The sequence below is a fragment of the Klebsiella sp. A52 genome (assembly GCF_018388785.1).
In the GTDB taxonomy this organism is placed as follows: Bacteria; Pseudomonadota; Gammaproteobacteria; order Enterobacterales; family Enterobacteriaceae; genus Klebsiella; species Klebsiella aerogenes.
The window spans coordinates 1612270-1624864 of sequence record NZ_CP074437.1 but is presented as its reverse complement, the minus strand read 5'-3'; the positions used below and the strand labels follow the sequence as shown (position 1 = coordinate 1624864).

Sequence of the window (12595 nt, the reverse complement as noted above, 5' to 3'; positions counted from 1 at the left end):
AATGACAGGCGGTGCGACAGCGGCAATCCTGGGCGAACTGCGGTAAACTGTCGGTTAACTTGTTTACTTCCCGGAATCTCTGCATCCATGCTCAGTTATCGCCACAGCTTTCACGCAGGCAACCACGCCGACGTCCTTAAACACACCGTTCAGAGTTTGATCATTGAATCGCTGAAAGAGAAAGAAAAACCGTTTCTCTACCTGGACACCCACGCCGGTGCGGGCCGCTATCAGCTGAGCGGCGAGCACGCCGAACGTACTGGCGAATACCTTGAAGGCATCGCCCGTATCTGGCAGCAGGACGATCTGCCGACCGAGCTGGAGCCGTATATTTCGGTCGTCGAGCACTTCAACCGCAGCGGCCAGCTGCGTTACTACCCGGGTTCGCCGCTTATCGCGCGCCAGCTGCTGCGCGAGCAGGACAGCCTGCAGATGACCGAACTGCACCCGAGCGACTTCCCGCTGCTGCGCGCCGAGTTCCAGAAAGACAGCCGCGCGCGCGTCGACAAAGCCGATGGCTATCAGCAGCTGAAGGCCAAGCTGCCGCCGGTTTCCCGTCGCGGTCTGATTCTTATCGACCCGCCGTACGAAATTAAAACCGATTATCAGGCGGTGGTCACCGGGATTAACGAAGGTTATAAACGCTTCGCCACCGGCACCTACGCGCTGTGGTATCCGGTGGTGCTGCGCGCGCAAATCAAACGCATGATTAAAGATTTAGAAGCCACAGGTATTCGCAAAATTCTGCAAATCGAGCTGGCGGTGCGTCCGGACAGCGACCAGCGCGGCATGACCGCCTCCGGGATGATCGTCATCAACCCGCCGTGGAAGCTGGAACAGCAGATGAATAACGTGCTGCCGTGGCTGCACAGCAAACTGGTTCCAGCCGGTACCGGTCACGCGACCGTAAGTTGGATCGTACCGGAGTAATCGCAACCATCGGTGGAACCTTTTAAGCCTCGCGCTACAATCGCGGCAATTAACGATTAAGGACATATGGGCATGAGCAAACATTATGATTACCTCGCCATCGGCGGCGGCAGCGGCGGTATCGCCTCGATTAACCGTGCGGCGATGTACGGCCAGAAGTGCGCGCTGATTGAAGCCAAAGAGCTGGGCGGCACCTGCGTCAACGTCGGCTGCGTGCCGAAAAAAGTGATGTGGCATGCGGCGCAGATCCGCGAAGCGATTCATCTGTATGGCCCGGATTATGGTTTCGATACCACCATCAATCATTTCGACTGGGATAAGCTGGTCGCCAGCCGCAGCGCCTATATTGACCGTATTCATACCTCTTACGACAACGTACTGGGTAAGAATAACGTTGATGTTATCAAAGGGTTCGCGCGCTTTGTCGATGCCCACACCGTGGAAGTCAACGGCGAGACCATTACCGCCGATCATATCCTGATCGCCACCGGCGGCCGACCGAGCCATCCGAACATTCCGGGTGTGGAATACGGTATTGATTCCGACGGTTTCTTCGAACTGCCGGCGTTGCCGAAGCGCGTAGCGGTAGTCGGCGCGGGCTATATTGCCGTTGAACTGGCCGGCGTGATTAACGGCCTCGGCGCCGAAACCCACCTGTTCGTGCGTAAACACGCGCCGCTGCGTAGCTTCGATCCATTGATTGTTGAGACTCTGGTGGAAGTGATGAACGCCGAAGGCCCGCAGCTGCACACCAACGCAATTCCGAAGGCGGTAGTCAAGAATGCCGACGGCAGCCTGACTCTGGAGCTGGAAGATGGCCGCAGCCAGACCGTAGATTGCCTGATTTGGGCGATTGGCCGCGAACCGGCGACCGATAACTTCAACCTGGCGGCAACGGGCGTTAAAACCAACGATAAAGGCTACATCATCGTTGATAAGTTCCAGAACACCAACGTACCGGGCATCTACGCGGTGGGCGATAATACTGGCGCCGTCGAGCTGACGCCGGTCGCCGTGGCCGCAGGCCGTCGTCTGTCCGAACGCCTGTTTAACAACAAGCCGGAAGAGCACCTCGACTACAGCAATATCCCGACCGTAGTCTTCAGCCACCCGCCAATCGGCACCGTCGGCTTAACCGAGCCGCAGGCGCGCGAGCAGTACGGCGATGACGCCGTGAAGGTGTACAAATCGTCCTTCACCGCGATGTATACCGCCGTGACCTCTCACCGCCAGCCGTGCCGTATGAAGCTGGTCTGCGTCGGTCCGGAAGAAAAGATTGTCGGTATTCACGGTATCGGCTTCGGAATGGATGAGATGCTGCAGGGCTTTGCGGTAGCGCTGAAGATGGGCGCCACCAAAAAAGACTTCGACAACACTGTTGCCATTCACCCGACCGCAGCGGAAGAGTTTGTCACCATGCGTTAATCCGCACAGCCCCGTCTCAGGACGGGGCTTCATTATTGCTCCGTCACCAGATTACGCAGGATCTGATGGCCGATGTAGTTACTCCAGTTAAAGCTGTTTTGCAGCACCACCACCGCATTCTGATTCGCTTTATCGAAGCCGATATAGCTTGAATAGCCGCCGATGTAACCCACCTGATAGGTCAATTGCTGCTGACCAAACGTATCGGTCACCCAGGCAATGTTCGCTGCTTCAATTTGCCGCGGATAATAATCGACGCTAACGTCCCTGAATGCCTTATCCAGCGCCGTCTGCCCCGTGGGCGCGAAGTGAGCGCGGGCATAATTAATCAGATCGCCGGCGTCGCTGTACAGACTCGCCGCGCCAACCATGTTATTGGTGAACTGCCAGTCCGGCGTCAGCGCGCCGCGCGGTTTAAATTTCGGCTGATCGCCTGCATGTCCCAGCGCCCGCCACGGGTATTCGCGCAGCGTTTGCGGCTGGAAGCTGGTATTCCCCATCGCCAACGGCCGGAAGATCATCCGTGAAGCCAGCGTCTCAATCGATTCGCCGGTTTGGTATTTGAGGATATATCCCAGTATCGCAAAACCAAGGTTGGAGTAGCCCGGCTCGCGTTCCTGCGGCGCATTGAAGTTGCTCAGATAGCTCAACACGCCATCGGCATCGAGCTCGTGATAGAAGTTTTCACCGTCGTTAAGATAGGCCAATAGATGCTCAAGCGACAGCATATTCATCGGCTGACGCGGCAGCCCGGAGGTATGGGTGACCAGCTGCAGCAAGGTTATCTTACGGGCATCTTCGCTCAGCGCCGTACCCGGCGGCAGCAGAGTTTGTAAGGTGTCGTTCCAGTGCAAACGCCCCTTGTTAACCAGCATCGTCACCACTTCAGCGGTTACGCCTTTACTTAACGAGCCGAGGGCAAAAAGCGTTTGCGGGGTTATCGGGTAGCGCTGCTTATCATCCGTCACGCCGAAGCAGTGAAATTCAGCCGGACCGTTGTGATGAATAACCGCCACCACCACGCCGCTAACCTGCTTTTCACGCATGTAATGGCTGACGAAAGCGTCGATGGAAAGCCGCTGCCCATCATTCCCCACCAGGCTGGTTTCATTGCTGGGCGGACTCATTTGCGACAGCGTGCCGGAACAGCCTGAAACCAACAGTAATGCCAATAGCACAAGGCCTAACCGCCTGTTCAAACTTCACCTACCTGCCGCGCATTTTGGGATGAGATAAAAAATAGACGCGGATCGTAGCGGTATTACTCCGCCAGCGCAAAGCGAATACGCTGAAAAATAAATAAGCTCCAGGCTTAGGACGCTACGCCACGCCGTTATTGCCATGGCGCATAAATGCCGGACGCTGGTTAAGGGCCATATACCAGCGTTCGACGTTTGCCATCTCCGGGTGGGCGAACGGCGTCATTTTCCAGCGGTGCACCGAAAGTCCCAGCACGATATCCGCCAGCGTAAACGTCTCGCCGGTCAGCCACGCGCCGGTGCGCTGTAGCTGGTTGTCGACAATCTGTACGCAGCGCGTCCACGCGGCGATACTCTCTTTAATCGCCGCGGGGTCCTGGAAACGCGGGTCTTTACGCACCAGTCCCGTGAAAGCGTAGCGCCAGGCGCTATTAAACTCCGTCGCCTGCCAGTCCATCCAGTGCTCTACCTGCGCCGCGGCACGTAACGCCGAGGGTAGCAAATCCTCACGTCCGGCCTTACGCGCCAGATAGCGGCAGATGCTGTTCGACTCCCAAAGGACAAAATCGTCATCCATCAGCACCGGCACTAACGCATTCGGATTGAGCGCCAAAAATTCCGGCGTATCAAGCGGGCTATAGCCGCTGCCATAATCTTCCTGCTGATACTCGATCCCCGCCTCTTCGCAGGTCCAGAGGACTTTACGCACGTTAATAGACGAGCGTTTACCCAAGATTCTTATCATCGTCAGCAACCCTTTTTCGTAATATGGCAGACATGAAGCTTGCCGGATAATGTGTATAGTGGATTGCAGAATAATTATCCACTACAGGTACTCTTACACATGGTCACTCCCTTCAACATTTTAACGCCGGGCAATATCCGCTTTGGCCGCGGGCAGGCCCGCAGCGCCGCGCCGTGGCTGGCGCAATATGATGCCCCGGTGCTGCTGGTTCACGGCGCGACCAAAAGCCGCGCCCAATTTTTATTGAGTGAACTGACCGCATTGCATCTTCAGGTCAGCACGTTTGCTATCGCCAATGAACCCACGCTGGACGATATAGAACGCGGCGTACGGCTGGCGCGCAAGCGCGGCGTCGGCGCGGTGGTCAGCCTTGGCGGCGGCGCGGTCATTGATGCCGGTAAAGCCATTGCCGCGCTGGTCCCGGCAAGCGGGCCTGCCATCGACTATCTGGAAGTCGTCGGAACGGGGAGAATACTGGAAGCCAGCCCGCTACCGTTTGCCGCTATTCCCACAACGTCCGGCACCGGCGCGGAGGTCACTAAAAACGCGGTCATCAACGTCCCGCAGCAGCAGCGCAAAGTCAGCCTGCGTGACGACCGCATGCTGCCGCAGCTGGCGATTGTCGATCCGGCGTTAACGGATAACGCCCCCCGCGCCGTCACCCTCGGCTCCGGCCTTGATGCCTTAACTCAGGTTATCGAACCCTGGCTGTGCACCCGGGCGACGCCCTTCACCGATGCTCTGTGCCGGGAGGCGATCCCCCGCGGCATCGCCGCGTTAAAAACGCTGATGGAAAAAGAGTGTGCCGACAGCCGCGACGAGCTGGCCTGGGTCAGCCTGTGCGGCGGGCTGGCGCTGGCCAACGCCGGGCTGGGCGTGGTTCACGGTCTTGCGGGGCCGCTTGGCGGGCTAAGCGATGCCTCCCACGGCGCGCTCTGCGGCTGCCTGCTGCCCTTTGGGCTGGAACTCAATGAGTCGCAGGTAACCAATCTGGCGCTGCGCCAGCGTTTCCTCGACGTGCGCCAGTGGATCGCCGCCGGGCTTGGCGTCTCGCCGGATGACGCCTGGCAAAGCCTGCGCGAATGGAGCCAGCGCTCGGGGCTCGGCAATTTACGCGACCTCGGCGTGTCGCGCGAAGCGCTGGAACCCGCCGCGCTGGCGGCCAGTAGTTCATCGTCGATGAAAGCCAATCCGGTCACGCTGGATTCAGAGCAACTGCTGGAGATGCTGGAAGCCGCCTGGGAGTAAATGAGCCAACCGCCTGCGTTTACCCGGGGCGGTTCAAATTTTGTTGCATAATGAATGCTCCGAATTTCGTTTTCGCGCATTCACGATACCGGTAAATATTCACCCTTTAATTTCAAAGACCTGCTCTACTTCCCTGTCGTTTTTATGCACTGAAAAGCGTGACCTGACGCACAGTTTGTCTTCCGCAGACCGAAGCGAGTGTCTACGCTTATTAGAGAGCCCGGGCATGCCCGGCCCCTAAACTCACGCTATCCGGAGGCCTGTATCGCTATGTTCAGCCAGAAACTACGCAACGTTGATGACGACGAGTTGAGGATCGAAAACGATCCGTGCTACGAAGCCGATCCGTATGAGTTAAAACTGGATGAAATGTTCGACGCCGAACCGGAGCCGGAGATCATCGAAGGGCTACCGGCGTCCGACGCGCTGACCCCCGCCGACCGCTATCTCGAGTTGTTTACCAACGTCCAAAAGTCGCGCATTTTTCTTGATAGTAAAACCTTTCCCGACTGCGCGCCGAAACACGATCCGCTGGATATCCTGATGCACTATCGACGGGTTAAGCGTACGCCGGAGTTCGATTTGCGTCAGTTTGTGGAAGACAACTTCTGGCTGCCGGATAACCGCGCCGATGATTACACTTCTGATCCGAAACTGACGCTAAAAGAGCATATCGATAAGCTCTGGCCAGTCCTCACACGTGAACCGCAGGATCATATTCCGTGGTCGTCGCTGCTGGCGCTACCGCAGTCATATATCGTCCCCGGCGGGCGGTTTAGCGAAACCTACTACTGGGATTCCTACTTCACCATGCTGGGGCTGGCGGAAAGCGGCCGTGAAGATTTGCTCAAATGTATGGCCGACAACTTCGCCTGGATGATTGAAACCTACGGCCACATTCCCAACGGCAATCGCACCTACTATCTCAGCCGCTCCCAGCCGCCGGTGTTCGCCCTGATGGTTGAGCTGTTTGAGGAAGATGGCGTTCGCGGCGCGCGCCGCTATCTTGACCATCTCAAATTAGAGCACGCCTTCTGGATGGACGGCGCGGAATCGCTGATCCCTAACCAGGCCTACCGTCACGTGGTGCGTATGCCTGATGGTTCGCTGCTTAACCGCTACTGGGACGACCGCGATACGCCGCGCGATGAATCCTGGCGAGAAGATGTAGAAACGGCAAAACATTCCGGCCGCCCGCCGAACGAGGTCTATCGTGACCTGCGCGCCGGCGCGGCTTCCGGCTGGGACTACTCCAGCCGCTGGCTGCGCGATATCACCCGGCTGGCGAGTATCCGCACCACCCAGTTTATTCCCATCGACCTCAACGCTTTTCTGTTTAAGCTGGAAAATACTATCGCCAACCTTTCCGGCCTGAAGGGCGATCGCGAAGCTGAAGCCGAATTTCGCCGTAAAGCTAACGCACGCCGGGAGGCGGTGACCCGCTATCTGTGGGATGAAGAGTGCGGCTGTTTTCGCGATTACGACTGGCGCCGTGAGCAGTTGGCCTTGTTCTCCGCCGCCAGTATCGTCACGCTATATGTCGGGATGGCGACTCACGCCCAGGCCGAACGGCTGGCGGATGCCGTACGCGCGCGTCTGCTCACCCCTGGCGGCATCATGGCGACGGAATATGAAAGCGGAGAACAGTGGGATAAACCCAACGGCTGGGCGCCGCTGCAGTGGATGGCGGTACAGGGATTCAAAATGTACGGCCACGACCCGCTCGGCGATGAAATCGCCCAGAGCTGGCTGCAGACGGTGAATCAATTTTATCTCAAACACCACAAGCTGATTGAGAAATATCATATCGCCAGCGGCGTCCCACATGAGGGCGGCGGCGGGGAGTATCCGCTGCAGGATGGCTTCGGCTGGACCAACGGCGTGGTACGGCGACTCATCAGCCTGTACGGCGAGCCGAGGTCTTCATGAGGCACTTTCCGTCGGCATGCTGTGCTGCTAAGGTTTTATTTTCCCCTTGCCAGAGCCGACAACATGCCCGAACTGCTTACGCCGCGGCTGCGCTGCTCGCCGCTGCAGCTTGACGACTGGTCTTTTTTTCTCAGCCTGCAACAGGATCCGCAAGTGATGCTCTATGTCGCGGATAACCGGCCCATCGCCGATATCCGCGCCGCGTTTGATACGCGCCTGCCGGCCTGGTCGCCTAAGGCCGCGCACTGGTTATGTCTGGTGGTTCGCGATCGGCAAAGCCATACATCCCTCGGCCTGACCGGCTATTGCCACCACGATGATGATATTGCCGAAGTGGGCTTTCTCTTCGCCCCACAGGCGCAGGGCCAGGGCTACGGATATGAATCACTGCGGGCGCTATGTGATTACGCGTTTTCTACAGGCGGCATCCGTCGCCTGACCGCCAGCGTCACCGCCGGGAACCAGGCCTCGAAACAACTGCTGCTAAAAACAGGATTTATTCAGGAAGGAGAGCTACGCGAGAGCTACTGGCTACATGGCCGTTGGCACAATGACTGGCTGTTTGGCCTGATGCGCCACGATTACCAATAAGGCCCTGGGCCATCCGGCGAATGGGGGCGACCCCGCTTTTCCTCTACACTGCCGCCAACCACAGAGGAAAAGATCATGACCGTCACCACGTTAAGCCTGCCGGGGCTGCGTTTTATCCAGCAGACGCAAGGGCTGGCGCTACTGCCGTATCAGGACAAATTTGGGCAATGGCGGGTCGGCTACGGCCACGCTATCGGTGAAGATGAGAAAGAGACGCCCATCACCGCCGAACTGGCGATGATGCTATTGACGCTAGACCTGCTGCGGTGCCAACAGATATTACAGCGAAGGTTAGTCGTGGAACTGACTCAGCCGCAGTGCGATGCCCTGCTGGCGCTGGTATTCAGTTTAGATGGCAGCGCCCAACCGGAGTTGGAGGCTATTTTGCGTTCACTTAACAACCACAACATAACGCAGGCGCTGGCGATATGGCGGAAAATTGACCGCGATAACACCTTCCGCCTGCAGGAGTGCGAGTGGTTTTCTCAGACCAGTTAATTTTCACCGACGCTATTAAATGCCATCGCCGCCTGGGTCCGATTTTTCACATCCAGCCGCCGATATAACGACTCAAGATGCGCTTTCACGGTCCCGGCGCTGATATTTAACGTACGGCTAATTTCCTTATTAGAGCTGCCTTCCGCCAGCAGTTTTAAAATTTCCTGCTGGCGACGACTTAAATGCACAGCGTGTTTCCCGCGCTCCGCCGAAGTCATTAACCAGGTGCCAGGCAGACACATCATACCCAACATGATGCTATTAATGATCTGGGCAAACATATCGGCGCTATCCTCACGTTGGGCAATGGCGCGCACGTTCCACGCCAGCGCTCGTTGCAGCCAGCTTTTATTATCATCCGAAACCACTAATAATACTTTGGCATGCGGAAAACGCTGCTGCTTCTCCTGGAGCAACCAGCAACAAAATTCACTATTCAGGTCGCCATCAAGGATAAGAAGCGCCTGCGGATGAGCCGTGAGCAGTTGCCACAGCTGTTCTGCCTGACAGGTGCTATGAATATTAATTTCAGGAATACGTTGTTGTAAGCCGACCTTCATTCCATGAATAAATATTGACTGCCTGTCAAACATGATTACTTGCATGGACTGCTCTCCATCGAAAAAATACCCCTTAAAAAGTGGGGGAAGGGTAATATCAGCCGACAAAAATAAGAACTCGCCGTATGACCTAAGCCATTTTACCGATGGAGTAGATGATATAAATATCATGAAGATGAATAGTTACACGCCAGCGCGGAACGATTACCCATTCATAATATTTATTACATTTGATGTAAGGAATTCCTTAATTAAACGGACAGCTAAGCGGAAAATAATATTATTTCCGCCAGTGTAATCCACTCGCGAAAAATCAGCGATATGCATGAGGAAAAAGAGTGTTACGGAATAATAAAACGCACAATATGGTGACGCCCTGCGCCATTATGCGCAGGGCGTTCTCATTACAAAAACATGCCGCCGGAAACCTCAATGCGCTGAGCGTTCATCCAGCCAAGCTCGTCGCTCAGCAACGCGGCGATAGCATCGCCGATATCATCCGGCAGACCGACGCGTCCCAGCGCCGTCTGGGCGGCAATATGCTGGTTAAGCTGGGCATTATCACGCACCGCACCGCCGCCAAAGTCGGTTTCAATTGCCCCGGGAGCGATAATATTGACCGATACCCCGCGCGCACCGAGTTCTTTGGCCTGATAACGGGTTAATACCTCCATCGCGCCTTTCATCGCCGCATAAGCGGAATAGCCCGGTAGCGCAAAACGCGCCAGCCCGCTGGAGACGTTCAGAATGCGCCCGCCATCTTTAATCAAAGGCAGCAGCTGCTGGGTAAGGAAGAACGGTCCCTTAAAGTGGATGCTCATCAGCTCGTCAAACTGCGCTTCGCTGGTCTCGCTAAACGGCGAGGTCAACCCGATGCCGGCATTGTTCAATAAATAATCGAAGCTATCGCGCTGCCACTTCTCCTTCAGACATTGCGTCAACTGTTGCGCAAAGCCAGCAAAACTGGCGCTATCACCGACGTTCAGCGGTAATGCTGCGGCTTTCGCGCCTGTTTGCTCAATTTCGCCCACCACTTCCAGCGCCGCCTGCTGGTTACTGTGGTAGGTCAGAATAATATCGGTTCCCTTGGCCGCCAGCTTCAGCGCCGCGTTTTTTCCCAGACCGCGGCTGCCGCCGGTCACTAAAGCGATACGTTGTGTCATCAGAAACCTCTTCGTCATTACGTGTGTGTGAATAAAGAGCTTATTAGCAGACGCAGTAACAATAAATGGGCTAAATTACGTTTTACTGTTTCAGTATTAACAACAATAGGCAGTAAGTATGGATAAAATTCACGCAATGCAACTCTTCATCCGCGTCGCGGAGCTGGAGAGCTTCTCTCGCGCCGCCGATACCCTTGGGTTGCCCAAAGGTAGCGTATCGCGACAGATCCAGGCACTGGAAAGCCATCTTGGCGCCCGCCTGCTCCACCGCACCACCCGCCGGGTGCAGCTGACTCAGGACGGCATGGTCTATTACGAACGCGCCAAAGACCTGTTAAGCAATCTCGAAGAGCTGGATGGTATGTTTCAGGGCGATCCGTCGAGCATCAGTGGCCGCCTGCGTGTCGATATGCCGATCAGCGTCGCCAAAAAACTGGTTATCCCGAAACTTCCCGCGTTTTTACAACAGTATCCCGGTATTGAAGTCGAACTGAGCAGTAGTGACCGGCTGGTCGATGTGGTGCGCGAAGGTTTCGACTGCGTGATCCGGGTGGGTACGCTTAAAGACTCGGGACTCATCGCCCGCCCGCTCGGCAAGCTCACGCAAATTAACTGTGCCAGTCCACATTATCTGGCGCGCTTCGGCTACCCGGAAAGCCTCGACGATCTGGCGGATCATGCCCTGATCCACTATGCCAGCAACTTCGGCGCGCGGCAGTCAGGCTTTGAAGTCGTCAGCGATGGCGCCGTGCGCTGGGTGAAAACCGGCGGCGTGTTGACCGTCAATAGCACCGAAACCTACCAGGCCGCCTGTCAGGCCGGGCTCGGCATTATTCAGGTTCCGCGCATTGCGGTACGCGAACCGCTGCGTACCGGCGAGCTGGTTGAGATCCTGCCGCAGTACCGCGCCGAACCGATGCCGGTGTCGATTATCTATCCACATCGGCGTAATCTCTCCCGCCGCGTACATCTCTTTATGGAGTGGCTGGGCGGATTGATGAAAGGTTATGTCGATTAATCGGCGCGGGTCGTCAACACCCGTCGGGCCGATGGGCGCCTGCAAGATGCGTCGTTTAAGGTATACTTTTGGCTGAATATCGCTGTAAAGAAAGGAAGAAATCACTTATGACGCCGGAAAACGACGATCGCCAGCCGCCACAGGAAACGGACCAGCTGCCGGAGAAAAACAAAAGTACGCTCGCCGCCATCAACGATTCCGCCGTTGGGCAGAAAGCTAACCAGGCGCTGAAAACGGTCACCGGAACAGCGGCGAAAGTCCAACGAAATCCGGTGATAGCCCACCTGCTGCGCGCCGCCGAGCGCTTCAATGACAGGCTTGGCAATCAGTTTGGCGCAGCCATTACCTACTTCTCATTCTTGTCGATGATTCCGATTCTGATGGTCTCGTTCGCCGCCGCCGGTTTCGTGCTGGCCTGGCATCCGACCCTGCTGCAGGACATCTTCGATAAAATTCTGCAGAACGTCAGCGACCCGACGCTGGCGGCAACGCTTAAAAACACCATCAACACCGCCGTGCAGCAGCGTACCGCCGTCGGGCTGGTCGGCCTGTTGGTCGCGCTCTACTCCGGTATTAACTGGATGGGCAACCTGCGTGAAGCGATTCGCGCCCAGTCACGCGACGTGTGGGAACGTACGCCGCAGGATCAGGAAAAAATCTGGGTAAAATACTTCCGCGACCTGATCTCGCTGATTGGCCTGCTGGTCGCGCTGGTGATCACCCTGTCGATTACCTCCGTCGCCGGATCCGCGCAGCAGATGATCATCTCCGCGCTGTACCTCGATTATATTGAATGGCTTAAACCCGCATGGCGCCTGATTGGTCTGGCGATTTCCATCTTCGCTAACTATCTGCTGTTTTTCTGGATCTTCTGGCGATTGCCGCGCCACCGTCCACGCCGCAAAGCGCTGTTCCGCGGTACGCTAATTGCGGCGATTGGCTTTGAGATTATCAAAATCGTGATGACCTGGACGCTGCCGGCGCTGGTGAAATCCCCATCCGGCGCCGCCTTTGGTTCGGTACTGGGGCTGATGGCCTTCTTCTACTTCTTCGCCCGTCTGACCCTCTTCTGCGCCGCGTGGATTGCGACCGCAGAGTATAAAGACGATAAGCGGATGCCGGGGAAAACCCACGATTAAAGTCATTATCGGGCTGAATAAAGACGCAAAATTCAGCCCGACCTATCATTTCAGCAGATAAATCCAGTGCGTAACTTTTATTTAACCTAAAACTGGTTTTATTCTCTAATATTTTAATTATGTGAAGCATTTCATAGAAGATATTTTCTC

Annotated in this window: 12 protein-coding genes; 8 read left to right on the top strand and 4 right to left on the bottom strand. The window is 56.3% G+C overall.

All coding sequences use genetic code 11. The annotated features are described in order from the left end of the window. Positions 1-87: 87 nt before the first annotated feature. Entirely contained in the window at positions 88-930 is an 843-nt protein-coding gene (locus KGA69_RS07535) for a 23S rRNA (adenine(2030)-N(6))-methyltransferase RlmJ (RefSeq protein WP_015703746.1), read from the top strand. A gap of 72 nt (positions 931-1002) precedes the next feature. Continuing rightward, complete coding sequence (gene gorA, locus KGA69_RS07530) at positions 1003-2355, top strand: glutathione-disulfide reductase (RefSeq protein WP_047040394.1); 1353 nt, start codon at positions 1003-1005, stop codon at positions 2353-2355. Between the two features lie 32 nt (positions 2356-2387). Here gorA and KGA69_RS07525 read toward each other — a convergent pair whose 3' ends face one another. Then, on the bottom strand, positions 2388-3482 hold the full coding sequence (locus KGA69_RS07525) for a serine hydrolase domain-containing protein (protein WP_047047836.1): 1095 nt from the start codon (positions 3480-3482) through the stop codon (positions 2388-2390). A 193-nt stretch (positions 3483-3675) separates the two neighbouring features. After that, entirely contained in the window at positions 3676-4299 is a 624-nt protein-coding gene (locus tag KGA69_RS07520) for a glutathione S-transferase family protein (protein WP_045397164.1), read from the bottom strand. 99 nt (positions 4300-4398) lie between these two features. Between KGA69_RS07520 and KGA69_RS07515 the strand changes: the two genes are divergently transcribed. From KGA69_RS07515 to KGA69_RS07500, 4 genes are all read left to right on the top strand, one after another. Next, positions 4399-5547, top strand: coding sequence for an iron-containing alcohol dehydrogenase (locus KGA69_RS07515; protein WP_213292949.1), 1149 nt, complete (start codon positions 4399-4401; stop codon positions 5545-5547). A gap of 270 nt (positions 5548-5817) precedes the next feature. Continuing rightward, on the top strand, positions 5818-7476 hold the full coding sequence (locus KGA69_RS07510) for an alpha,alpha-trehalase (RefSeq protein WP_047078846.1): 1659 nt from the start codon (positions 5818-5820) through the stop codon (positions 7474-7476). Positions 7477-7539: 63 nt separating this feature from the next. Continuing rightward, positions 7540-8067, top strand: a complete 528-nt coding sequence (locus tag KGA69_RS07505; protein WP_213292947.1) for a GNAT family N-acetyltransferase — start codon at positions 7540-7542, stop codon at positions 8065-8067. 75 nt (positions 8068-8142) lie between these two features. Further along, positions 8143-8565, top strand: a complete 423-nt coding sequence (locus tag KGA69_RS07500; protein WP_213292945.1) for a glycoside hydrolase family protein — start codon at positions 8143-8145, stop codon at positions 8563-8565. Here the strand turns inward: KGA69_RS07500 and KGA69_RS07495 are convergent. Beyond that, the gene (locus KGA69_RS07495; protein ID WP_015703753.1) at positions 8562-9170 is read right to left on the bottom strand and encodes a helix-turn-helix transcriptional regulator; all 609 of its coding nucleotides are present in this window, start codon (positions 9168-9170) and stop codon (positions 8562-8564) included. The two genes, KGA69_RS07500 and KGA69_RS07495, sit on opposite strands and share 4 nt — an antisense overlap. Before the next feature lie 359 nt (positions 9171-9529). Then, on the bottom strand, positions 9530-10288 hold the full coding sequence (locus KGA69_RS07490; RefSeq protein ID WP_213292944.1) for an SDR family NAD(P)-dependent oxidoreductase: 759 nt from the start codon (positions 10286-10288) through the stop codon (positions 9530-9532). Between the two features lie 118 nt (positions 10289-10406). Here KGA69_RS07490 and KGA69_RS07485 point away from each other — a divergent pair, with 118 nt between their 5' ends. Both KGA69_RS07485 and yhjD read left to right on the top strand, forming a co-directional pair. Next, positions 10407-11306 (top strand): LysR family transcriptional regulator, encoded by a 900-nt coding sequence (locus KGA69_RS07485; RefSeq protein ID WP_045413427.1) that lies wholly within the window; start codon positions 10407-10409, stop codon positions 11304-11306. Between the two features lie 107 nt (positions 11307-11413). Continuing rightward, positions 11414-12445 (top strand): inner membrane protein YhjD, encoded by a 1032-nt coding sequence (yhjD, locus tag KGA69_RS07480; RefSeq protein WP_045397187.1) that lies wholly within the window; start codon positions 11414-11416, stop codon positions 12443-12445. Positions 12446-12595 lie beyond the last annotated feature (150 nt).

Bases quoted from the DNA above. Each gene is read 5' to 3' on its own strand.
- KGA69_RS07535 (WP_015703746.1), top strand. From the start codon at position 88: ATGCTCAGTTATCGCCACAGCTTTCACGCAGGCAACCACGCCGACGTC.
- gorA (WP_047040394.1), top strand. From the start codon at position 1,003: ATGAGCAAACATTATGATTACCTCGCCATCGGCGGCGGCAGCGGCGGT.
- KGA69_RS07525 (WP_047047836.1), bottom strand. From the start codon at position 3,482: ATGAGTCCGCCCAGCAATGAAACCAGCCTGGTGGGGAATGATGGGCAG.
- KGA69_RS07520 (WP_045397164.1), bottom strand. From the start codon at position 4,299: ATGATAAGAATCTTGGGTAAACGCTCGTCTATTAACGTGCGTAAAGTC.
- KGA69_RS07515 (WP_213292949.1), top strand. From the start codon at position 4,399: ATGGTCACTCCCTTCAACATTTTAACGCCGGGCAATATCCGCTTTGGC.
- KGA69_RS07510 (WP_047078846.1), top strand. From the start codon at position 5,818: ATGTTCAGCCAGAAACTACGCAACGTTGATGACGACGAGTTGAGGATC.
- KGA69_RS07505 (WP_213292947.1), top strand. From the start codon at position 7,540: ATGCCCGAACTGCTTACGCCGCGGCTGCGCTGCTCGCCGCTGCAGCTT.
- KGA69_RS07500 (WP_213292945.1), top strand. From the start codon at position 8,143: ATGACCGTCACCACGTTAAGCCTGCCGGGGCTGCGTTTTATCCAGCAG.
- KGA69_RS07495 (WP_015703753.1), bottom strand. From the start codon at position 9,170: ATGCAAGTAATCATGTTTGACAGGCAGTCAATATTTATTCATGGAATG.
- KGA69_RS07490 (WP_213292944.1), bottom strand. From the start codon at position 10,288: ATGACACAACGTATCGCTTTAGTGACCGGCGGCAGCCGCGGTCTGGGA.
- KGA69_RS07485 (WP_045413427.1), top strand. From the start codon at position 10,407: ATGGATAAAATTCACGCAATGCAACTCTTCATCCGCGTCGCGGAGCTG.
- yhjD (WP_045397187.1), top strand. From the start codon at position 11,414: ATGACGCCGGAAAACGACGATCGCCAGCCGCCACAGGAAACGGACCAG.